General features: G+C 65.1%; 22 protein-coding genes. 8 read left to right on the forward strand and 14 right to left on the reverse strand.

Going from position 1 to position 20,175, the window contains the following annotated elements; all coding sequences use genetic code 11:
• Positions 1 to 2 precede the first annotated feature (2 nt).
• Together AC0YKC_RS31100 and AC0YKC_RS31105 are read right to left on the reverse strand one after the other, a co-directional pair.
• Positions 3 to 506, reverse strand: coding sequence for a flavin reductase family protein (locus AC0YKC_RS31100; protein ID WP_434724151.1), 504 nt, complete (start codon positions 504 to 506; stop codon positions 3 to 5).
• Positions 507 to 519: 13 nt separating this feature from the next.
• A complete protein-coding gene (locus AC0YKC_RS31105; protein ID WP_434724152.1) occupies positions 520 to 1,644 on the reverse strand; it encodes an LLM class flavin-dependent oxidoreductase in 1,125 nt (374 codons plus the stop codon).
• Positions 1,645 to 1,755: 111 nt separating this feature from the next.
• On the opposite strand from AC0YKC_RS31105, the gene AC0YKC_RS31110 reads away from it, so the two are divergent.
• Positions 1,756 to 2,337: a winged helix DNA-binding protein gene (locus tag AC0YKC_RS31110; protein ID WP_488513815.1), complete on the forward strand. Its 582-nt coding sequence runs from the start codon at positions 1,756 to 1,758 to the stop codon at positions 2,335 to 2,337.
• On the opposite strand, the gene AC0YKC_RS31115 is transcribed toward AC0YKC_RS31110, so the two are convergent.
• Complete coding sequence (locus AC0YKC_RS31115; protein ID WP_488513816.1) at positions 2,334 to 3,266, reverse strand: DMT family transporter; 933 nt, start codon at positions 3,264 to 3,266, stop codon at positions 2,334 to 2,336. The genes AC0YKC_RS31110 and AC0YKC_RS31115 overlap by 4 nt on opposite strands.
• A 99-nt stretch (positions 3,267 to 3,365) precedes the next feature.
• Here AC0YKC_RS31115 and AC0YKC_RS31120 point away from each other — a divergent pair, with 99 nt between their 5' ends.
• Positions 3,366 to 3,860, forward strand: coding sequence for a MarR family winged helix-turn-helix transcriptional regulator (locus AC0YKC_RS31120; RefSeq protein ID WP_434725572.1), 495 nt, complete (start codon positions 3,366 to 3,368; stop codon positions 3,858 to 3,860).
• Here the strand turns inward: AC0YKC_RS31120 and AC0YKC_RS31125 are convergent.
• The 4 genes from AC0YKC_RS31125 to AC0YKC_RS31140 form a co-directional block, all read right to left on the reverse strand.
• The gene (locus AC0YKC_RS31125; RefSeq protein WP_320296746.1) at positions 3,857 to 4,282 is read right to left on the reverse strand and encodes a DUF1178 family protein; all 426 of its coding nucleotides are present in this window, start codon (positions 4,280 to 4,282) and stop codon (positions 3,857 to 3,859) included. The two genes, AC0YKC_RS31120 and AC0YKC_RS31125, sit on opposite strands and share 4 nt — an antisense overlap.
• Positions 4,279 to 5,145, reverse strand: a complete 867-nt coding sequence (locus AC0YKC_RS31130) for a carbon-nitrogen hydrolase family protein (RefSeq protein WP_488513817.1) — start codon at positions 5,143 to 5,145, stop codon at positions 4,279 to 4,281. Before AC0YKC_RS31130 ends, AC0YKC_RS31125 begins: the two co-directional genes overlap by 4 nt.
• Positions 5,146 to 5,147: 2 nt before the next feature.
• Positions 5,148 to 5,411, reverse strand: coding sequence for a glutaredoxin 3 (gene grxC, locus AC0YKC_RS31135; RefSeq protein ID WP_488513818.1), 264 nt, complete (start codon positions 5,409 to 5,411; stop codon positions 5,148 to 5,150).
• A 71-nt stretch (positions 5,412 to 5,482) separates the two neighbouring features.
• Positions 5,483 to 6,283 carry a ComF family protein gene (locus tag AC0YKC_RS31140; protein ID WP_488513819.1) on the reverse strand — a complete coding sequence of 267 codons (801 nt, stop codon included), beginning with the start codon at positions 6,281 to 6,283 and terminating at the stop codon, positions 5,483 to 5,485.
• 64 nt (positions 6,284 to 6,347) lie between these two features.
• Here AC0YKC_RS31140 and AC0YKC_RS31145 point away from each other — a divergent pair, with 64 nt between their 5' ends.
• The gene (locus tag AC0YKC_RS31145) at positions 6,348 to 7,220 is read left to right on the forward strand and encodes a methyltransferase domain-containing protein (RefSeq protein WP_488513820.1); all 873 of its coding nucleotides are present in this window, start codon (positions 6,348 to 6,350) and stop codon (positions 7,218 to 7,220) included.
• Between the two features lie 31 nt (positions 7,221 to 7,251).
• Here the strand turns inward: AC0YKC_RS31145 and AC0YKC_RS31150 are convergent, their stop codons facing one another.
• The 5 genes from AC0YKC_RS31150 to argJ form a co-directional block, all read right to left on the reverse strand.
• Positions 7,252 to 7,431 carry a Flp family type IVb pilin gene (locus AC0YKC_RS31150; RefSeq protein ID WP_320296741.1) on the reverse strand — a complete coding sequence of 60 codons (180 nt, stop codon included), beginning with the start codon at positions 7,429 to 7,431 and terminating at the stop codon, positions 7,252 to 7,254.
• Between the two features lie 111 nt (positions 7,432 to 7,542).
• Positions 7,543 to 7,863, reverse strand: coding sequence for a hypothetical protein (locus AC0YKC_RS31155; RefSeq protein WP_488513821.1), 321 nt, complete (start codon positions 7,861 to 7,863; stop codon positions 7,543 to 7,545).
• A 165-nt stretch (positions 7,864 to 8,028) separates the two neighbouring features.
• On the reverse strand, positions 8,029 to 8,451 hold the full coding sequence (locus AC0YKC_RS31160; protein ID WP_320296739.1) for a (deoxy)nucleoside triphosphate pyrophosphohydrolase: 423 nt from the start codon (positions 8,449 to 8,451) through the stop codon (positions 8,029 to 8,031).
• A complete protein-coding gene (locus tag AC0YKC_RS31165; protein WP_320296738.1) occupies positions 8,448 to 9,227 on the reverse strand; it encodes a GNAT family N-acetyltransferase in 780 nt (259 codons plus the stop codon). Before AC0YKC_RS31165 ends, AC0YKC_RS31160 begins: the two co-directional genes overlap by 4 nt.
• Positions 9,227 to 10,468, reverse strand: coding sequence for a bifunctional glutamate N-acetyltransferase/amino-acid acetyltransferase ArgJ (gene argJ / locus AC0YKC_RS31170; protein ID WP_488513822.1), 1,242 nt, complete (start codon positions 10,466 to 10,468; stop codon positions 9,227 to 9,229). The genes AC0YKC_RS31165 and argJ overlap by 1 nt, the downstream gene beginning before the upstream one ends.
• Before the next feature lie 188 nt (positions 10,469 to 10,656).
• On the opposite strand from argJ, the gene AC0YKC_RS31175 reads away from it, so the two are divergent.
• Complete coding sequence (locus tag AC0YKC_RS31175) at positions 10,657 to 11,262, forward strand: TetR/AcrR family transcriptional regulator (RefSeq protein ID WP_320296736.1); 606 nt, start codon at positions 10,657 to 10,659, stop codon at positions 11,260 to 11,262.
• A 267-nt stretch (positions 11,263 to 11,529) separates the two neighbouring features.
• Here AC0YKC_RS31175 and AC0YKC_RS31180 read toward each other — a convergent pair whose 3' ends face one another.
• A complete protein-coding gene (locus tag AC0YKC_RS31180; protein WP_320296735.1) occupies positions 11,530 to 12,453 on the reverse strand; it encodes a peptidylprolyl isomerase in 924 nt (307 codons plus the stop codon).
• Positions 12,454 to 12,712: 259 nt separating this feature from the next.
• Between AC0YKC_RS31180 and secA the strand changes: the two genes are divergently transcribed.
• Positions 12,713 to 15,445 carry a preprotein translocase subunit SecA gene (secA, locus tag AC0YKC_RS31185; protein ID WP_488513823.1) on the forward strand — a complete coding sequence of 911 codons (2,733 nt, stop codon included), beginning with the start codon at positions 12,713 to 12,715 and terminating at the stop codon, positions 15,443 to 15,445.
• Between the two features lie 588 nt (positions 15,446 to 16,033).
• Here secA and AC0YKC_RS31190 read toward each other — a convergent pair.
• Positions 16,034 to 18,619: an ATP-binding protein gene (locus AC0YKC_RS31190; protein ID WP_488513824.1), complete on the reverse strand. Its 2,586-nt coding sequence runs from the start codon at positions 18,617 to 18,619 to the stop codon at positions 16,034 to 16,036.
• Between the two features lie 238 nt (positions 18,620 to 18,857).
• Between AC0YKC_RS31190 and AC0YKC_RS31195 the strand changes: the two genes are divergently transcribed.
• From AC0YKC_RS31195 to AC0YKC_RS31205, 3 genes are all read left to right on the forward strand, one after another.
• Positions 18,858 to 19,130 (forward strand): DUF4242 domain-containing protein, encoded by a 273-nt coding sequence (locus AC0YKC_RS31195; RefSeq protein ID WP_112131409.1) that lies wholly within the window; start codon positions 18,858 to 18,860, stop codon positions 19,128 to 19,130.
• Positions 19,131 to 19,221: 91 nt separating this feature from the next.
• The gene (locus AC0YKC_RS31200; RefSeq protein WP_488513825.1) at positions 19,222 to 19,392 is read left to right on the forward strand and encodes a hypothetical protein; all 171 of its coding nucleotides are present in this window, start codon (positions 19,222 to 19,224) and stop codon (positions 19,390 to 19,392) included.
• Positions 19,393 to 19,561: 169 nt separating this feature from the next.
• Complete coding sequence (locus AC0YKC_RS31205; RefSeq protein WP_488513826.1) at positions 19,562 to 20,017, forward strand: hypothetical protein; 456 nt, start codon at positions 19,562 to 19,564, stop codon at positions 20,015 to 20,017.
• Positions 20,018 to 20,175 lie beyond the last annotated feature (158 nt).

Genomic DNA, 20,175 nt, shown 5'->3' on the forward strand with positions numbered 1-20,175 from the left:
GGTCAGGCTTCCAAGGGCCGATAACCGCCCCGCCAGTAGATCAGCGCCTGACCGGTATCCTGCGTCCTGACCGCCTCGACCGAGCCGATGACAATCGAGTGCGTGCCGCGGTCGATCATCTCGTCCAGGCTGCAGTCGAAGGCGGCGACCGCCTCGGCAAGCAGCGCTGCGCCCGTCTTCAGCGTCGTCCATTCGGCGCCCTCGTAGCGGTCCTTGCCCTTGATTCCGCCGAAACCCGAGAACCGCTCGGCGACCCGCTGGTGCTGTGGCCCGAGCGAGTTGACGCCGAAATGCCGGTAGCGTTCGATGATGGGCCAGGTCGACGAGGAGCGGTTGACGCAGGCGATCACCTTCGGCGGCTCCGCCGACAGCGACACCACGGAAATGACGACGAGACCGGTACGGTCGTCGCCGACGCCGGCGGTGATGACGCTGACATTGCCGACGATGAGCCGCATGGCGGCGCGGAAATCCGCGACGCTGACCGGACCTTCTGCGTTGGGCATTGCCATCTCCTCGCTAAGCCGCCGACTGCATCGCGGCCGGCGCGATGCGGATGCCCCTCTGTTCAAGGATAGGCAGGACCGTGTCGCGGAAATAGGGGAATTCCTCGACATAATCGACGAAAGACAAGGTCGAGCCGCGGAAGCCGGCCTCGTGCAGCTGGGTGATGCCGTCTGCCACCTGCTCGGGCGTGCCGGTCAGCGGGAAACCGCCATGGCCCGCCGCCATGCGGTCGCGGATGAGCGCCAGAAGATCGTGCGGGAAGGATTGCGCATGGGCAAATTGCAGCCGCACCAGATTGTCCACGGCTGCCCAATCCGCGTTGGCGCGGCCGAAATGCTCGAGATAGTCTTTTGCTTCCTTTTCCGTGGGCCGGCACACGACATGCGCGAAAGTCAGCACATCGACGTCGCTGCCCGCCACTTTACCTTGCTCCTTCAGCGCCGCGATCTCGTCCTTCGAGCGCGAGAGGTCGATGGCCGGCGTGAACAGGAAATCGGCGTTGCGGACAGCGAATTTGCGCCCTTCCTCCGAGCCGGCCGCGTTGAGGATCGGCGGCGGCGAGGACGGACGCGGATCGCCGAGCACGTTCTTGAGCTTGAACCAGGTGCCGTCCCAGTCGAAGGCTTCCGTGCGGCTCCACAGGGCGCGCACGATGTCGAACCATTCCTGCGCATAGCCATAGCGTGTGATGTGGTCGTCGGGCAGCGTCAGCCCAAGCGCCTCGTATTCCGGCTTGTTCCAGCCGGCGACGATGTTGAGGCCGATGCGACCGCGGCTGATCTGGTCGATGGTCGCCAGTTGCTTGGCCACGACCACCGGATGATTGGCCGCCGTGTGGGTGGTGGCAAAGACTGTGAGATTGCGGGTGAGCGCCAGCAGCCCAGCCGCCCAGGTGATCGTCTCAAGCACGTTGCCATGAAAATTGGTTTCACCGCCGTAACCGATCCAGCGGGCGATCGGCAGCATGAAGTCGATGCCGGCTTCGTCGAGAAGCCGGGCGAGCTTGACATTGTTGTCCCAGGAATTGTCCCAGCGCTCGTCGACCTTTGTGACGGTCATGCCGCCGGAGCAGTTGGACGCGAATGTGCCGAGAAAGAAGGGCTGCGTGCCGGTCGCGGACTTGTCGAGCATGCTCATGACGATGTTCTCCTCCGTTTTTCGTTATAATTTATAATAGAAAGTCTATCATAAATTCATGTAGACGCAATCGCATGGATCGGCGCATCCTTGGCGCGGAGGGACAGGCGGATGAACGAGCGTCGCAAATCTTTGGAAACACAGGAAGAACTGCTCGACCGCGGCTGGCATCTGGCGCGCACGCCGCTGGAGATCGACGTCACCGAGGTCGAATACGCGCTGATGCGGTCATATGAGGCGTTCGGCCGCTGGCAGGCGGAATGTCTCGCCACGGTGATAGAGTTTTCGGCCAGCGGGCCCGAAAACGCGCTGCTCCACGTCATCAGGATGAACGATCGGCCCAAAAGCGTCCGCGATCTCGCCCAGATGACCAATCGCGACGACATTCCCAACATCCAGTACAGCCTGCGCAAGCTGTTGAAGGGCGGGCTGATCACGCGCACCGGCAGCGGCAGGGCGGGCGTGACCTATGAGGTGACGCCGCTCGGTCATCGGGTGACGGAGCGCTATGCCGATATCCGTTCGGTCCTGCTCATCGAGGCGGTGAAGCGCATTCCCGAGATGGCCGAGAAGCTCGAGGACGTCGCGCGCACGTTGGAGTTGATGACGGGCATCTATGAGCAGGCGGCGCGCGCCGCCGCCACCCATCGCCGCCGCCATCCGCAGCCGGAATCCTCCGGCAAAGCGGATTAGCTCGTGGACGATGCCGGCTCGATCCGGACCGGCGTCGGCGCGCCGGCCTGGCTTTGCGCCTTGGTCGTGATGAAAACGCCGGCGGTGATGATGACGGCGCCCAGCCAGGTCAGAAGCTGGTAGTGCTCGCCGAGGAAGATCGTGCCCGCGAACAGGCCGACGGCCGCCGCCACATAGCCGATCTGGCTGAGATAGACCGGGCCGCCGACCGCCTGCAGACGGAAGAAGAAGGCGAACATCGCCGAGGCCGACGCAACCTGGCCGACCACCACCAGCGGCACGGCGCCGAGCGGGGCGAAGGCATGCGTGCCCAGAAGGCCGAGGATGCCGACGAGAAGCAGCGTGGCCGAGGCCAGATGGCTGCCGACGGCAAGCTCGATCGGGCCGGTGCCTTCCGGCCAGTCGACGGTGCGATAGATGTTGCCGGCGGCGAGGCTGACCGGAATGAGCAATCCTATGGCAACCCAGAAATAGTCGGCTGGCTGGCCGGCCTCGCCGCGCGTCAGCGCGACCATCGCCGCGCCGACGAAGCCGACGACGATGCCGATGACACCGAGCAGATTGGGACGCCTGACGCCGAGCAGGATCGAGAACACCAGCGTGATCACCGGCGACAGCGTGAACATGATGCCGGTGTAACCGGCGCCGAGATGCGGGATGGCCGAGAACATCAAAAGATTGGGAATGGCATAGGAAATCGCCGCGGTGACGAAGAAATAACGCAGCTTGCGCGGCGTCAGCCGGATGCGTTCGCCGCGCAAGAGAAGCGCCAGCAGCAGCACACCGCCGGCGCCCAGCGAAATAACGAAGGCCCAGACCATGGCCGGCACGCCGGCGGCGGTAGCGAGCTTGCCGAACGGCAACGTCATGCCGAGCAGCCCGCCCGTCACCACCAGAAGGCCGATCGCCGAATCCCAGATAAGTTTCATCGGGCTGTCCTGTCTCCGCGAGACCGCTTGGCGGCCGGTTCTCATTGCGATAAGATAGCGCAAAGATTCTTTACGTCAAGATACTTCACGGTGAGCGATATGGATCGAGCGGGCAGGGCCATGGAGCAGTGGCGACGTGAGCGGCCGGACCTGGATGTGTCGCCGATGGGCGTCATCGGGCGGCTCAACGAGGCCTCGTCGCTGATCGCGCGCGACCGGCTGGCGCCGGTCTTTGCCCGCTTTGGGCTGCAGTCCGGCGAATTCGACGTGCTGGCGACGCTGCGCCGGTCCGGCGCGCCCTACGCGCTGACGCCGACCGAGCTCTACGAGGCGACGATGGTGACGTCGGGCGCCATGACCGCTCGCCTCGACCGCCTGGAGAAGGCCGGCCTGACACGGCGCGCGCCGCACCCCAGCGACCGGCGTGGCGTCGTCGTCGAGCTCACCGCGAAAGGCCGTGAGCTCACCGACGAGGCGCTCACCGCCCACGTCGCCAACGAGCATGAGATCCTCGCCGGCCTGACGCACGAGGACCGGGAAATGTTGGCGAAACTGCTGAAAAAACTGATCGGAAGCTTGAGGTCGCCGTCCTAATTCCGGTCGTCCGGAAAGCTCGGGATCGGCATGAATTCGACGCCGTCCTCGGCGAGGCTCTGCGCTTCTTCGGGCGTCGCTTCGCCGTAGATGCCGCGCGGATCGGTCTCGCCGAAATGGATCTTGCGCGCTTCCTCGGCGAATTTGTCGCCGACATAGTCGGCATTCTCGCGCACCTTCTCTGCCAGAGCCTTCAGCTGCGCCAGCGCCTGCTTCTGCGCCTCGCCCATGGCCAAGGCGACCTTCTCCTGTTTGCGCGACGTGGAGACGGCGGGCGCCATCAGCGCTTTCTCGACCTTGTGCGAGCCGCAGCTCGGGCAATCGACGAAGCCGCGCTTCTTCTGGGTGTCGAAATCATCATTGCTGCGGAACCACGCTTCGAATTCGTGCTCGTGTTCGCAGATCAGTGAAAAACGGATCAAGAAGCGGCACCCCTGAGACGCGGCGCTTCGCTTGTCCCGGCACTGACGGTGAAATCCCGCGCGTTCTTCAGATTGGGAATCTTGCGGCGCGCGGCCAACGACTGGGCCGGATCGATCTCGGCGACGATCACGCCGGGCTCGTTATGCGATGCCTCGGCGATGATGCGCCCCCATGGATCGACGATCAGCGAATGGCCATAGGTCTCGCGCCCGTCCTCATGCAGGCCGCCTTGCGCTGCGGCGACGACATAGGCGCCGTTCTCGATGGCGCGGGCGCGCAGCAGCACATGCCAGTGGGCCTCGCCGGTCTGGCGCGTGAAGGCGGCAGGCACCGTCAGCACTTCGGCCCCGGCCATCGCCTCGGCGCGGAACAGCTGCGGGAAGCGCAGGTCGTAGCACACGGCAAAGCCAAGCTTCGTCCCGTTGATATCGGTCACGGTAGCTTCCGTCCCCGGCTCGTAGGCCGCGGATTCGCGCCAGCTCTCGCCATTGTCGAGATCGACGTCGAACATATGGATCTTGTCATAGCCGGCAATCGCGGCGCCGTCGGGCGAAAACAGGAACGCGCGGTTGGCGAGCTTGCCGTCGGCGCGGCGAATCGCCGTCGAGCCGATATGCAGGTAGATGCCAAGCTCCTTCGCCAACCTGCGCGCGGTGGCGACGACGATGTCCTTGTCCTCGGTGGTGAAAGCGGCCGCACCGGCTTCCTTGTCGCGCACCAGCGCTCCGGTCATTTCCGGCGTCTGGACATAAGTGGCACCCTGGCCGGCGGCCTGGCGAACCAGGATCTCCATGTCGGCGGCATTGCGTTCCGGACTGGTGCCCGAACGCATCTGCACGGCGGCGGCCTTGAAATTACCCATGGTCATCTCCCGTTGGCGAGCAGCGAGTCCAGCCGGCCCTGCGACTCCAGATCGTGGAGGTCGTCGCAGCCGCCGACATGCGTGTCGCCGATGAAAATCTGCGGAAAGGTGGCTCGCCCATGCGCCTTGGAAATCATTTCCTGGCGCAATTCCGGCGAGAACGAGGCGTCGTGCTCGGTATAGGGCACCCCCTTGCGGTCGAGCAACCGCTTGGCGGCGCTGCAGTAGCCGCACATCATACGGGTGTAGATCGTCACATCAGCCATTGGCCGGCAGTCCTCATGCATGCCGTCCAATCAGGTACGAAAGCGACATGCGGCAAACAACAAACTCAAACCTATATAGTCGCGGACTCATCGGGCCGAAAGTCCCCGGGCAGGACGCGCGCGAAGGTGAGGATGTCGACGGCTCCGGCGCCGCTCCTCTTCAGCGCCTTGGCGACCGCCCGCACCGTCGCGCCGGTGGTGTAGACATCGTCGACCACCAGCACCCGGCGCCCCGCTATCTCGATCTCAGCGTCCGGCGGCACGCGGAATGCGGCGCGCACGTTCTCCTCGCGCTCGTGCCGTTCGAGGCCGACCTGCTGGCGCGTCAGCTTCACGCGCCGGATCGCAGATGGCGAGAAGGGCAGCCCGCCGAGCTTTGCAACGGCCCGTCCAAGCTCCGCCGACTGGTTGAACTGGCGCCGGAAGAAGCGCCGCCAGTGCAACGGCACCGGCACGACCAGGTCGGCCTCCGCGATCAGCTCCGCGCCGGCGCGCATCATCCAGTTCGCCATCCAGGGCGCGAGGTCGGTTCGATCCTGATATTTCAGCCCCTGCACCATCTGCCGCGCGACGCCTGAATAGACGACGGCCGCCCGCGCCCGCTCGAAGGGCGCAGGATCGGCGATCGCCTCGGCGGACAAAAACCCCTCGCCCATGTCGTGGGTGAAGGGCGTGCCCATCACCGGGCACCAGGGCTTCTCCAGCAGTCTCAGCTTGGGCCAGCAGGCGCCGCACAGCACGCCAGGCTGCGACACATGGCGACGGCAGCCGGCGCAAACCGGCGGAAACAACAGGCGCGCCGGCCAGGCCAGCGCCTGCCGCGTCATGTCCTGGACCGCTGTGGTCTTGATCTTGTGCACCGGATCGGCCACGTGAAAGGAACCTCGCGCCACCTTAACACCACTGCGGCACGCGCGGACAACAGGAAGCTTTTCATTGCAGCCCTTGATCGACACCGAGCTCTGGCTCGCGCGCAAGCGCAGGGCTCTCGCCCGCCCCGTCGAAGGCGCCGATTTCCTGATGCGGCGCGCCGCGGAAGACCTTGCCGACCGGCTGGGCGCCGTCGACCGCCGCTTCGGCAAGGCCGCCGCGCTGTTCTGCCAGACGTCGGCGGCGGCGGACGTGCTTGCCTGCAGCGGCAAGGTCGGCGAGATCGTGCGCGTCGAGATGGACGAAGCGCTTCTGGCCGGCGGCCCCGGCCTGGTGGCGCCGCCGGAGACCGTGCCGTTCGAGGAAGGCAGCCTCGATCTCGTCGTTTCCCTGCTCTCGCTGCACGCGATGAACGACATTCCCGGCGTGCTGGCGCAAATCCGCCGGGCGTTGAGACCGGACGGGCTGTTCCTCGGCGCTTTCGCTGGCGCAGGCACGCTCACGGAGTTGCGCGAGAGCCTGCTTGCGGCCGAGACGGAGCTTTTTGGCGGCGCGAGCCCGCGCATCCTTCCTTTCACCGACGTGCGCGACGCGGGCGCGCTGTTGCAGCGCGCCGGCCTGGCTTTGCCTGTCGCCGATGTGGAAACGGTCGCGGTGCGCTACGATACGCTGTTCGATCTTGCCGCCGATCTGCGCGCCATGGGCGAAACCAGCGCTCTCCTCGATCGCAGCCGGCGGCCGGCCGGCAGACGACTGTTTGCCCGCGCCGCCGAAATCTATGCCGAGCGATTCTCGGATCCGGATGGCCGTATCCGGGCAAGTTTTTCGATCGTCTGGATGTCCGGCTGGGCACCGGACCCCTCACAGCAAAAGCCGCTCAAGCCCGGATCAGCCAAGGTCTCGTTGAAATCCGTCCTGGAGAACCCGCCCAGGCCTTGACTGCCTCAGCTGCGATGGCGGTTGGCCCACGTCAGTGGGAAAAGGCCTGGACCAATCTGCTGTTGTTGTCGCTGAACAACCACTGGAGCGCACTGGAGGCTTGGCTGACCCCGCCGACAATGACGAGCGACAACACCACGACGATCAGGCCATATTCAACGGCCGTGGCGCCTGTTTCATCTTCAATGAATTGTTGCAGCAGGTTTTTCATGGTCATCGATCCCTTATGCGGGAACTCTAATGTCCTACCCGTTAAGAAAGGTTAACGGTAAAAGCTTAACAGCGAGTGAAACGCCGCCCTGCCGCCAAATCATTAACCAAGTCAGCACTCGCCACTGCGGCTGCCGTCATTGCGGATGACGCAGATTGAACTGGGCAAAGGCTGCAGCACGCTTCGGCGCACAGTATATGTATTGGGGCGATGGCCGATCGATCCGGTCGCCGTCATGTCGAGCCCGTTGGAGAAGCCGTCACGGGCGCTCTGCGGCCGGGTCTGGCTGTCCAGGAAAGGCGTCGCGATCAGCGCCAGCGCCACTGCGGCCGAGCCGAAGAGAAGCGTGATCCGCAGGATGCCCATGCCGGCGTCCACCGCGCGGAAGCCTCGGTCGGGCCGGATCGAGTCCCAGTCTCTTTCAAGGCTCATGCCGTGTTTCCCAGTCATCGACGATATCGCCGCGCGAAACGGCCTCGCGCAATTTTTCACGTCGAGATAAATCTTCCATTAACGCTGGCTAAAGCAGCTCCGGAAAAAGCGTGAAATGTCACCGCGCCCGAGAAACGATGAACTGCCGCTAAGGCGACCGTGAAACTACAAAAGGTCGATGAGGAACTGGATCAGCGGCGCGTCGGCCGGCGGCATCGGATAGTCGCGCATCTGCCGGGGCCTGACCCATTTGAGCCCCTGCCCTTCCCTCGGCTGCGCGATCCCGCGGAAGCGGCGGCAGACATAAAGCGGCATCAGGAGATGGAAATCGTCATAGGAATGGCTGGCAAAGGTGAGCGGCGCCAGGCACGGAATCTCCGTCTCGATGCCGAGCTCCTCATTGAGTTCGCGAACCAGGCATTGCTCCGGCGTTTCGCCCGGCTCGACCTTGCCGCCCGGAAACTCCCACAGACCGGCAAGCTGCTTTCCTTCCGGGCGCTGCGCCAGCAGCACGCGCCGGTCGGTGTCGACCAGCGCGCAGGCAGCGACCAGCAGCAGGCGCTTTCCGGTTGGCTTGACCTCGCTCACGCGCCCGGCGGCCGTCGATAGTGGTAGCGATAGACTTCCTCGAAGCCGAGCGACCGGTAGAGCGAGAGCGCCGGTAGATTGCCGGCCTCGACCTGTAGCCAGGCCTCGCGCGCGCCGCGCAGCCGCGCCCATTTCAGCGCCGACAGGATAAGATTGCGGCCATGGCCCTTCTTGCGCGCCGACTTTTCGGTGGCGACCTCGAACAGGCCCGCGAGATCGCCGTCATGGACGCAGATCAGCGTCGCCAGCGGCTCGTTGCCGTCCTCGAGCGCGAACAGCCCGGCTTCCGGCTGGATGGCGCCGATGACCTCCGACAGGCCGGGCCGCAACGAGGCGTCCGAGCCGCTCGTCCTCAGCGACGCGCCGATGAAGCGGCTGATGTCCTTGAGCGGAATCTGGTCCATGGCCGCGCCGAGCTCGACCTCTTTCAGCGGCAGCCGCATCACCAGGGATTCGTCGAACCTGTTCCAGCCGGCCTTGTCGAGATGCGTGGACAGAACCTGTCCCGACAGCGGCGACATGCGAAAGGTCAGCGGCCGGCCATAGGCATCGAACCGCCTTGCGGCGCGGCCGATGCGCTCCTCGATGGCGTGCGTGTCGCCCGGATCGAGTGGATTGACGGAGTTCAGGCGCTTGGCGGGGTGTCCGGCCGTGAGCCGCACCACCCAGGTCCCGTCATAATGGACCGCGGCCGCCGGCCAGGCACGAAAGCCCGCCGCCTCGTAGCGGCGCACGACCGCCAGCACGCTTGCCGGATGCCCGGACACCGGCGCCATCAGCTCCGGTAATCGCCGTTGATGGCGACATATTCCTTGGTGAGGTCGCAGGTCCACACCGTCGCCTTGCCGCGACCGATGCCGAGATCGGCGCGGATGCGGATGTCGTCGCGCTTCATATAGGCCGAGGTCGCTTCCTCCGAATAGTCTGGATCGCGCTCGCCCTCATGCGCGAGCCGATTGTCGCCGAACCAGATCGACAGCCGGTCGCGGTCGGCCGGCTCGCCAGCCTTGCCGACGGCCATGACGACGCGGCCCCAATTGGCGTCCTCGCCCGCAACCGCCGTCTTCACCAGCGGCGAATTGGCGATCGAAAGCGCGACCCGCTTGGCCGAACGTGCCGATTTGGCGCCGGTCACCGTGACCTCGACCTGCTTGCGCGCGCCCTCGCCGTCGCGCACCACCTGCAGCGCCAGCGACTTCAGCACCTTGCCGAGCGCCCGACGGAACGCGCCGAGCCGCGCATCCTTGGGATCGCTGATCGCCGGCGCGCCACGCGCGGCGGCCTTACCGGTGGCGAAGATGAGCAGCGTGTCGCTGGTCGAGGTGTCGCTGTCGACGGTCACCGCATTGAAGGTCTTGGCCGTGCCGCGCGAAAGCAGATCCTGCAGCACGGGGGCGGCGATCGGCGCGTCGGTGGCGATGAAGGAAAGCATCGTCGCCATGTCGGGCGCGATCATGCCGGCGCCCTTGGCGATGCCGTTGATGGTGACGTCGGCGTCGCCGAGCTTGACCGTCGCCGTCGCCACCTTCGGATAGGTGTCCGTGGTCATGATCGCCTTGGCCGCCTCGGTCCACAGATCCGGCTTGCCGTCCTTGACCAGGCCGGCGAGCAGATGGCTGAATTTGGTGGTGTCGAGCGGCTCGCCGATGACGCCGGTCGAGGCCAGGAAGACTTCCGCTTCCGAGCATCCGGCGGCCTTGGCCGCCGCCTCGCCGGTCAGCGCGGTCGAAGCCTTGCCCTTCTTGCCGGTGAAGGCGTTGGCGTTGCCGGAATTGACCACCAGGACCCGCGCCTTGCCGGCAGGCAGGTTCTGACGGCAGAAGTCGACCGGCGCCGACGGGCATTTCGACCGGGTGAACACGCCGGCGACAGCCGTGCCCGGATCGAAGACCATGGCGAGCAGGTCGGTTCTGTTCTTGTATTTGATGCCGGCTTCGGCGGTCGCGATGCGCACACCCTCGATGACCGGCATCTTCGGATATTTCTTCGGTGCGAGCGGCGAAATCGTAGCGGACATCGGAACCCCGGAGCGGCAAGAACACGAAAAGAAGGCCGGTTTGCCCGATAGCGCGCGTCGGCGCAAGGGGCGTTCTGGCCGCGCCCTCCCGGCCTGGCCGGCGGCTTTGCAATTGGAAACGCGTCGTTTCGCTTCATCGCCGAAGTCAATATGATCGGCACCAGATTCACCGGCTAAGGAAGACCTCGATGGACGAAGCCGCCGCTCGCGGGCGCAAGTCGATCGGCGCGAAACGCAACCCCGAGAGCGCCGATGCCATCGTCAAGGCCGCCGAGGCGGTGTTGCGCGAGGCGGGCTATGCCGGTTTCTCGATCGAGGCTGTCGCCCGGCGGGCGCGGGCGGGAAAGCCGACCATCTATCGCTGGTGGCCGAGCAAGGCGGCGCTGCTGATCGAGGTCTACCAGCGCCAGAAGCGCGTCGAGACGCCCGACACCGGAAACATCGAGGACGATCTGGCCGGCTTCCTCGAGAATCTGTTCGCGCATTGGCGCGACACCCCGTCGGGCAACATCTTCCGCTCGCTGATCGCCGAGGCGCAGTCGGACGAGACGGCCGCGGCCGCGCTCGCCGAATATTCAAAAGGGCGCCGCGGCCATACCGGTCGGATGATCGAGCGCGCCAAGGCGCGTGGCGAGGTGGCGGCCGATGTCGATGCCGGGATCGTCGCCGACCTGATCGCTTCCTTCGCCTGGCGGCACCTGCTGGCCGGACGGCTCGACGAGGACGACGCGGCGATCCGCGCCGCCGTGCGCTACATCACGCGGGGAATCAGAGCAATTCCAGGAAAAGTGTGAAGCGGTTGGGCTCGGCGCCTCGCCGTAGCCTTCCGTCCGGAATTGCGTCAAAACAAGGAGATAGCGGGGTTCGCCGTTTCCGTGAAACGGTGAAACGCTCTAAAGCGCGTCGCGCCGTATCGGATTCAGGCGACGCGCTTTAAGTCTTTGTTTTGATGCATGTCGTTGTCCCAGAACCGCCGCACACTTCTGGGCGACATGCTTTAGCGACCGAATGCGAAAGGGCGCCCGAAGGCGCCCTTTGCAAGGTTTCCAGTCGGCAGCGGATTACTTGCCGGCTTCCATCGTGTCGACGTCCTTCTTGAGCTTCTCGTCCGGGATCTCGACCTTGGCGGCCGCGCGCAGCTCCTTGACCATGGCGAAATACTTGTCGCGGATCACCGCCTGCTTGGCCTGGTCCTTAACGTCGTCGAAGGCCGGCGGCTGCTTGGCGCGCTTGTCCTCGACCTTGATGACGTGCCAGCCGAACTGCGACTGCACCGGCTCCTTCGAATATTTGCCGACGTCGAGCGCGAAGGCCGCCTTGTCGAATTCCGGCACCATCTGCCCCGGGCCGAACCAGCCGAGGTCGCCGCCGCTGGTCTTGCCGCTCGGATCGCTGGTGTGTTCGTTGGCGAGCTTCTGGAAATCGGCGCCGCCGTCGAGCTGCTTGATGATCGCCTCGGCTTCTTCCTTCGTCTTCACGAGGATGTGACGAGCGTGGATTTCGTTGACCGGCGGCGTGTTGGCGATCTCCTGGTCGTAGCGGGCGCGCACTTCGGCGTCCGTCACCTTGTCGACCACTTCCTTCTCGACCACCTCGCCATGCAGGGCGCGTGCCTGCAGGAAAGCCATGCGGCGCAGGAAGTCGGCGTCCTTGTCGAGGCCGCTGTCGACCGCCTTCTTGGCCATGACGCGGATTTCGATCGCGGCCGAGAGGGCAGCCGCGCGGCGCTGTTCCGGCGGCATCTGCGCGAACTGTTGCGACAGTTCGCCTTCGGCGAGCTGAAGGTCGGCCTCGGTCAGCTTCTCGCCATTGACGGTGGCGACCACGGCATTGGGATCGACCGGCGCCGCCGGAGCGGCCGCGGGTGCCGTGGCGTCCTGGGCGGGCTTGGTCTCCTGCGCCATCAGCGGCGACAGGCAAAGAGCCGAGAGCCCGAGGGCCAGACCGAGGCTGGCGAGCGAGGCGCGGCGGAACGACAGGGACATCAAGATAAACTCCAAGGGGATTGCCAATGAGGATCGCGTAAGCGCAAGGGTGATCAGTCGGATTGTGGCGGAATTTGGCGCTGCCCTTAGGGCTAACGCGGCGTTGACATCGATTGAGCCCCCTCTTATCTGTCCAACGACTTGGCGTCCAGAACCGTTTTCCGGGCGCTTTTTGCGTTTGTCCGCATTCACGCGGATTTGATGGGCCCGCCAGGCGTCTGTCGCAAGCGGCTAAAATTGCTATCGAAAGGACCATTGGATGGTCAGTCTCGGCGGTCTCGCCCGTAAGGTTTTCGGTTCTTCCAACGACCGCCGTGTCAAGTCGACCCGGCCAAGGGTCGAAGCCATCAACGCCATGGAAAACGAGATGCGGGCGCTTTCCGATGCCGAGCTTGCGGGGCGCACGGAAAAATTCCGCCAGGATCTCGCCAACGGCGCTGCGCTCGACGATCTGCTGGTTCCCGCCTTCGCCACGGTGCGCGAAGCGGCCCGCCGCGTGCTTGGCATGCGTCCCTTTGACGTACAATTGATCGGCGGCATGGTGCTTCACAATGGCGGCATCGCCGAGATGCGCACCGGCGAGGGCAAGACGCTGGTCGCCACTCTGCCGGTCTATCTCAATGCACTTGCAGGCCAAGGCGTCCATGTCGTCACCGTCAACGATTATCTGGCCACCCGCGACGCCGAGTGGATGGGTCGCGTCTATAAATTCCTCGGCCTGACCGTCGGCGTCATCGTCCACGGTCTCTCCGACGACGAGCGCCGCGAGGCCTACGCCTCCGACGTCACCTACGCCACCAACAACGAACTCGGTTTCGACTATCTGCGCGACAACATGAAGTATGAGCGCGCCCAGATGGTGCAGCGCGGCCATGCCTACGCCATCGTCGACGAGGTCGATTCCATCCTGGTCGATGAAGCGCGCACGCCGCTGATCATTTCCGGTCCGCTCGAGGACCGCTCGGAAATGTACAACACCATCGACACCTTCATGCTCAAGCTCAGCCCGGCCGACTACGAGATCGACGAGAAGCAGAAGACCTCGATCTTCACCGAGGAGGGCACCGAGAAGCTGGAGAACATGCTGCGCGACGCCGGCCTGTTGAAGGGCGAGTCGCTCTACGACGTCGAGAACGTCGCCATCGTCCATCACGTCAACAACGCGCTGAAGGCGCACCGCCTGTTCCAGCGCGACAAGGACTACATCGTGCGCAACGGCGAGATCGTCATCATCGACGAGTTCACCGGCCGCATGATGCCGGGCCGCCGCTATTCGGAAGGCCTGCACCAGGCGCTTGAAGCCAAGGAGCACGTGGCGATCCAGCCGGAGAACCAGACGCTCGCCTCCGTCACCTTCCAGAACTATTTCCGCCTCTACAAGAAGCTGTCCGGCATGACCGGCACGGCGTTGACCGAGGCCGAGGAATTCGGCAACATCTACGGCCTCGAAGTCACCGAGATCCCGACCAACCTGCCGGTCATCCGCAAGGATGAGGACGATGAGGTCTACCGGACGGTCGAGGAGAAGTACAAGGCGATCGTCAAGGAAATCCGCGAAGCCAGCGCCAAAGGCCAGCCGACGCTGGTCGGCACAACCTCCATTGAAAAATCCGAGCAACTGGCCGAGCGCCTGCGCAAGGAGGGTTTCAAGGATTTCGAAGTCCTGAACGCCCGCCACCACGAGCGCGAGGCGGCCATCGTCGCCCAGGCCGGCAAGCCCGGCGCCATCACCATCGCCACCAACATGGCCGGCCGCGGTACCGACATCAAGCTCGGCGGCAATGCCGAGATGCGCATCGCCGAGGAACTGGGCGACATGCCCGAGGGCCCCGAGCGCGAGGCCCGGGAAAAGGAAATCCAGGCCGACGTCGAGCGCCTGAAGGAAAAGGCGCTGGCCGCCGGCGGCCTCTATGTTCTGGCCACCGAACGCCACGAATCGCGCCGCATCGACAACCAGCTGCGTGGCCGCTCCGGCCGCCAGGGCGATCCCGGCCGCTCGAAATTCTTCCTGTCGCTGCAGGACGATCTGATGCGCATCTTCGGCTCCGAGCGCATGGACGGCATGCTGCAGAAGCTCGGCCTCAAGGAGGATGAGGCGATCATCCATCCCTGGATCAACAAGGCGCTCGAAAAGGCGCAGAAGAAGGTCGAGGCGCGCAACTTCGATATCCGCAAGAACCTCCTCAAGTATGACGACGTCGCCAACGACCAGCGCAAGGTGGTGTTCGAGCAGCGCATCGAGCTGATGGACGGCGAAGGCCTGTCGGAGACGATCGCCGAGATGCGCGAAGGCGTCATCGAGGAGATCGTCGCCAAGAACATCCCCGAAAACGCCTATGCCGAGCAGTGGAACGTCGCCGGCCTCAAGGAGGAAGCGGCGCAGTATCTCAATCTCGACCTGCCGATCGAGGAATGGGTCAAGGAAGAGGGCATCGCCGAGGACGATATCCGCGAGCGCATCACAGCCGCGGCCGACGCCGCCGCCAAGGAGCGCGCCGATCGCTTCGGCCCCGACGTGATGAACTATGTCGAACGTTCGGTGGTGCTGCAGACGCTCGACCATCTGTGGCGCGAGCACATCGTCAATCTCGACCACCTGCGTTCGGTGGTCGGCTTCCGCGGCTACGCCCAGCGCGACCCGCTGCAGGAATACAAGAGCGAGGCCTTCGAGCTGTTCCAGGGCATGCTCGGCAACCTTCGCCAGGCCGTCACCGCGCAGCTGATGCGCGTCGAACTGGTCCGCCAGGCGGCGGACGCCCCGCCGCCGGAAGCGCCCGACATGTTCGGCAGCCACATCGACGGCACCACCGGCGAAGACGATTTCCAGGGCGGCGAGACCGCGCTTCTCATGCGTCAGGACACCAACGCCGTCGTGGCGCCGGAAAACCGCGACCCGAAGAACCCCTCCACATGGGGCAAGGTCGGCCGCAACGAGCTCTGCCCCTGCGGCTCCGGCAAGAAGTACAAGCACTGCCACGGCACCTTCGCCTGACCCCTTTTCCCTTCTCCCCGTTCAACGGGGGTGAGGCGTGGTCCGCGCAGCGGACGAAAAGCCAATTGTTTGGCTTTTCGAACGACGAACGCCCGGAGCGATAGCGAAGGGCCGGCGGTGCCCGCAGGGCCGGATGAGGGGCAGCGCCGGCGTTCTGCGATCCCGGTGGAACGCCGAGTTAGGCTTCCCTAGCAACTAATTCCCCAGCACAGGGATTTTGACCGATCGGCTCTGTCTGCGTCGGCAGGCGGCATGCCTTGGAGATTGGCCGAAACGCCCATCGCGATCGTCATTCTAGGGCGGAGCAGGAGCGAAGCTCCGTCGCGAAGACCCTGGAATCCATGCCGTTACCTTGATCGAAGGCGCTGCGGAGCAGAATTCTGCGCAGCAACGCTTCCAAGTCACGGCATGGATTCCAGGGTCTGCGCCGCGTCGCTTCGCTCCTTGCTCCGCCATAGAATGACGAGGTTGGGGCGGCTTCAACCAATCTCCGGCGCTTGTGCTGATTTCACGAAAATGAACGGAGAATCTTGCACCAGGACAAACGGCAACTTTTCAAAATCCTTGTGTCAGGGAACGCACCAACCGTCATAACAGCCCCGACATGCGCGCCGCCGCCGCCGCTTCGCCGCGCGAGATGACTTCCAGCTTCTCCAGCACCGCCGAGACGTGGTGATCGACCGTCTTGGGCGAAATGGTCAGATGCGCGGCGATCTTCTTGTTGGAAAAGCCTCGCTCGACAAGCTCCAGGACCTCCATCTGGCGCTGCGTGAGGCCGGCCTGGTTGGCGCGCGTCGCCTGCCGCGGTCCTCTCGCGATATGGCTGACGCCGCTTTCCCGCATTAGGCCGCGGGCATACTGCGCGACCGCCCTTGCGCCAAGGTCCTCGAAAATGGCGAGCGCCTCGCGCTGCGCCGCTTCGTCGCCGAGCAGCAGGGCCATTGCCTGTTCGAAAGGCGCCCCCATTTCGGTCCATAGCGCTGCGGCGGCGCGCCAGTCGCCGGTCAGTTGCAGGCGGTGCGGCTCGGCCATGCCGTCCGTGTCGCCGGGTTCGGATCCCGGCGACAACAGCTCCCGCCAGATGGCAAGTTCGCCGAACACGGCCGGCGTCGGCGCGAGGCTTTCGGCAACCGCGATCAGGCGCAGGGCTTCCTGCCTGTCGGCTTGCCCGAGCCAGGCCAATTCGGCCAGCACCCCGGCAAACGCCACGAGCCGCTGCAGCTCCATGCCCTTGTCCAGGAACCGCCTCATCTCTTCGACGATCGCCTCGGCCGACGGGTCGCCGCGGCGGATGCGCAACCTTGCCAGCGCCACCAGCGACGGATAGCGCACGAGCGGCGTCGTTGCGTCGTCGTCGACAACCTCGTGCGCGACCGTCGCCGCGTCGTCCCAAAACCCGCGGCGAAGCAAAAGCTGCGCCTGCACGCCGCGCATGTAATCGCGCCATGTCGCGAGATCGTTCTCGACGCAGTAGCCGATGCCGCTATCCAGGAACGACGCCGCTTCCTTGAAGTTCAACCTGTTCATCTCGACGCAGGCGCAGTTGGTGAAGGCGCGCGCCGCATGCTCCTGGAAGTTGCCCGACAGGGCAATCCCGAGGCTGCGGGCGAGATCGCGCCGTCCCTTGGCGAAGTCCAGCCATTGTCCGGCGGCGCCGACATTGTTCAGCGCATGACAGAGGATGTCCGTCCGGTTGAGCCGCTCCGCCAGCTCGACCGCCTTGCCGCCGAGCGAAAGCGTGTCCTCGAGCCGCTCGGCGAGCATCGCCAGTTGCGAGAGGTTCGAGTAGGCCATCGCCAGCTCGGCGCTGTCGGGCGCGGTTTCCAGAAGCTCTACGGCCTGCTCGCCGAAACGGTCCGCCGCCTCGCGATCGCCGAGCAGATAGGCAAAGCGCGACAGGCACCTGAGGCTGTCGCCTTCCTTGAGCCGGTCGCCGAGCGCCTGGCGCAGCTGGCGCGCCCGGCCCTGCGCTTCCATCGCCGCGTCGATGCGGCCGATCAGGTGGCACTCGAAGGCATGGCCTTCATAAAGCTCCGCCCGCTTCTCGATCGGCAGGATATCCGCGTAGCGCAGGGCGACCTCGTAGTAGCCCGCCGCATCGCGATGCGCGCCGACGCGGGAAGCCTCGCGCGCGGCGACTGGCGCGAGCTCGCGCACCACGTCCAGGCTTTGGGCTTCCACCGCATGATGCACCAGCCTTGCGGTGGCGACTTGCGGATTTTCCCGCAAGGCTGCCAGGGCGCGCTCGTTGTACTCGCGCCGTTTGCTGGGCGTCAGCGCCATCTCGATCGCCGTGCGGGCGATCTCGTGCCGGAAGGCATAGCCGTCGCCGAAATCCTCGAGCAGGCCGTTGGCGACGCATTCGGCAAGCTGGCCGGCGGCGGCGATTCCGCAAAGGCCGCTCAGCGCCCAGGCATCGGCGCGGCGGGGGAACACCGAAACCGCGTCGAGCATCGAGCGGGCGCCGGGCGAGAGCTGCTCGGCGCGCGCGAGCACCGCGTCGCGCACGCTGACCGGCAGCAGGCTGTCTTTCTCGCCGGCCAGCAACTCCGTCACGAAGAAGGCATTGCCCGCCGTGGCGCGGTAGATGGCGCTACCGTCGCGACCGGCGGCCTCGGCGAGCGACAGGACGGCCGTCTCGCTGAGCAAGGGGACCTCGATACGATGGATGTTGCTTGCCGGAATCTCGCCGAGCGCCCGCCGAACCCGCATCTGGCCCTCGCTGCGGTCGGTCCGCGCGGTGATCACGAGCAGGATATGGGTGCTTGCGATGCGCCGGCCGAGGAAACGGACGAAGTCGAGCGTCGCGTCATCCGCCCAATGCAGATCCTCGATGACCAGGACGCTTGGGCCTCTCGTCTCGAAGACCTCGAGCGCGTCGGAGAAAAGCGGCAACCTTTGCCCCTCGCGGGCGTCGATCGCCTGCGGCAACTCCCATCCCGCCTCGCGCGCGAGATCGTAGAGCGCGCCGAGCGGATCGGGGATCGAGAGGTCCTCGCAGGCGCCGCGCAACAGCGTCACACCGTCCGTCATCCGCTCCATGAAGGCCTCGACCAGTGTCGTCTTGCCGGCGCCGGCTTCGCCGGACAGCGCCACGACGCGGCCGTGCCCGTGCCCGGCGCCGGCCAGCGCCGCGTCCAGTTGCTTCAGTTGCGTCTGCCTTTCCAGAAGCATCGTCACTCTCGCGAATGGGATTGTCGGCGCGGCGGATGCCGCTGGATAGTCGGTACGAACGAGCGGAAATGTGACCTTCCACACATTGAAGTGCATACTTCCACATAGAACGCTGCAAAGATAGGGAATCGTCCCGCCAAATATGGGGAAAGGTTCCGATGCGCGCCTTTCGCGAAGGTGATTTCTGCCGGGACGCGCTTGAACCGAGCGCGATTCATCAACGAAAGGAAAAACGATCGTGCCTCGCTACCTTGTTGAACGCACCTTCCCGGAAGGCCTGAACGTGCCGATGAACGATGCCGGCGCAACCGCGATGGGCGGCGTCATTGCCCGCAACGCCGAGAAAGGCGTGACCTGGGTGCAATCCTTCGTCTCGCCGGACAAGTCGAAGAGCTTCTGCATTTACGATGCTCCCTCGCCGGAGGCGATCCGCAGCACCGCGCAGAAGAACGCGCTTCCCGTCGACAAGATCACGGAGGTGCGGGTCCTCGACCCCTACTTTTATCGCTGACGGCACTGAACATGCCCATCAGATCGTTCCCGCCGCCGGCGGACCTGATGCAGTCCCGGACGGCAAGAGTTCATCCGCCGCGGCGGAGGTCTTGCCGCCCCGGCGCGGCTTCACACGGCGGGCCGTGGCGGCGCTGTTTTCGTCATTGCGAAACCGGCGCCGCCTGCAGCCGCCCCAGGACGACTTTCTGAAACGCGACATCGGCCTCGAAGAGCGCGAGATGCCGCGCGAATACTGGGAATATTGGTGGCTTCACCGCTGATCCCGCCTCGTCGGGATCAGCGTCCATCCTTTTTGACGACAAGCGTCGCCGGCGCCCGGAGTTGGCCTCGGCGGGCCGGCCCGCCGTTTGCGCGCCTCAACCGCATTGGAGACAGGAAATGACCATTCACAATTGGACCAGGTGCCTTATCGGCGCCTCTGCCCCGCTCATGATGCTGATAGCGGGCGCGGCCACGGCCGAAACCGTCAACCCGCTCGCCGAAAAGGTGCGGGCGCTGGACAGCCGCTTCGAGGACGTCGCGGTTGCCAAGGCCGAAGGCTACGCGCCGATCCCTTGCGCCAGCGGCCTCACCGGCGGCGCGATGGGCATCCACTACGTCAACGCCGCCTATCTGAAGGACGACGCCGTCGACGTCGCCAAGCCGGAAGCCGTGATGTACGAGCCGATGGCCGACGGCACGCTGAAGCTGATCGCGGTCGAATACATCACCGCGAAGGGCCCGGCTTCGCTCGAGGGTCATCTGTTCAACTTCAACACGGCGCCCAACCGCTACGGCCTCGGCCCGTTCTACGAGCTGCATGTCTGGGCCTGGAAGCAGAACCCGACCGGCGCCTTCGCCGACATGAACCCGAACGTCTCCTGCGACGCGATGCAAGGGATGTAGCAGCGCCTCTTCCTTCTCCCCTTGTGGGCTAGCGTGCGCACACATTTGCGTCTTGTGGGTGTCAAGCGGGAAGGTGGCCTGCGAAAGGGGCTTGAAGGGCTGGAATCGCGTGTGATTCTGTAGCTGCCATTGTTGATTCTGGAGGTTTCGACGATGGC

This window comes from Mesorhizobium sp. CNPSo 4661, from assembly GCF_057784215.1.

Bases quoted from the DNA above. Each gene is read 5' to 3' on its own strand.
- AC0YKC_RS31190 (WP_488513824.1), bottom strand. From the start codon at position 18,619: ATGCTTCTGGAAAGGCAGACGCAACTGAAGCAACTGGACGCGGCGCTG.
- AC0YKC_RS31115 (WP_488513816.1), bottom strand. From the start codon at position 3,266: ATGAAACTTATCTGGGATTCGGCGATCGGCCTTCTGGTGGTGACGGGC.
- AC0YKC_RS31205 (WP_488513826.1), top strand. From the start codon at position 19,562: ATGATGCTGATAGCGGGCGCGGCCACGGCCGAAACCGTCAACCCGCTC.
- AC0YKC_RS31110 (WP_488513815.1), top strand. From the start codon at position 1,756: ATGAACGAGCGTCGCAAATCTTTGGAAACACAGGAAGAACTGCTCGAC.
- grxC (WP_488513818.1), bottom strand. From the start codon at position 5,411: ATGGCTGATGTGACGATCTACACCCGTATGATGTGCGGCTACTGCAGC.
- AC0YKC_RS31150 (WP_320296741.1), bottom strand. From the start codon at position 7,431: ATGAAAAACCTGCTGCAACAATTCATTGAAGATGAAACAGGCGCCACG.
- AC0YKC_RS31130 (WP_488513817.1), bottom strand. From the start codon at position 5,145: ATGGGTAATTTCAAGGCCGCCGCCGTGCAGATGCGTTCGGGCACCAGT.
- AC0YKC_RS31155 (WP_488513821.1), bottom strand. From the start codon at position 7,863: ATGAGCCTTGAAAGAGACTGGGACTCGATCCGGCCCGACCGAGGCTTC.
- AC0YKC_RS31105 (WP_434724152.1), bottom strand. From the start codon at position 1,644: ATGAGCATGCTCGACAAGTCCGCGACCGGCACGCAGCCCTTCTTTCTC.
- AC0YKC_RS31175 (WP_320296736.1), top strand. From the start codon at position 10,657: ATGGACGAAGCCGCCGCTCGCGGGCGCAAGTCGATCGGCGCGAAACGC.
- AC0YKC_RS31180 (WP_320296735.1), bottom strand. From the start codon at position 12,453: ATGTCCCTGTCGTTCCGCCGCGCCTCGCTCGCCAGCCTCGGTCTGGCC.
- secA (WP_488513823.1), top strand. From the start codon at position 12,713: ATGGTCAGTCTCGGCGGTCTCGCCCGTAAGGTTTTCGGTTCTTCCAAC.
- AC0YKC_RS31165 (WP_320296738.1), bottom strand. From the start codon at position 9,227: ATGGCGCCGGTGTCCGGGCATCCGGCAAGCGTGCTGGCGGTCGTGCGC.
- argJ (WP_488513822.1), bottom strand. From the start codon at position 10,468: ATGTCCGCTACGATTTCGCCGCTCGCACCGAAGAAATATCCGAAGATG.
- AC0YKC_RS31120 (WP_434725572.1), top strand. From the start codon at position 3,366: ATGGATCGAGCGGGCAGGGCCATGGAGCAGTGGCGACGTGAGCGGCCG.
- AC0YKC_RS31100 (WP_434724151.1), bottom strand. From the start codon at position 506: ATGCCCAACGCAGAAGGTCCGGTCAGCGTCGCGGATTTCCGCGCCGCC.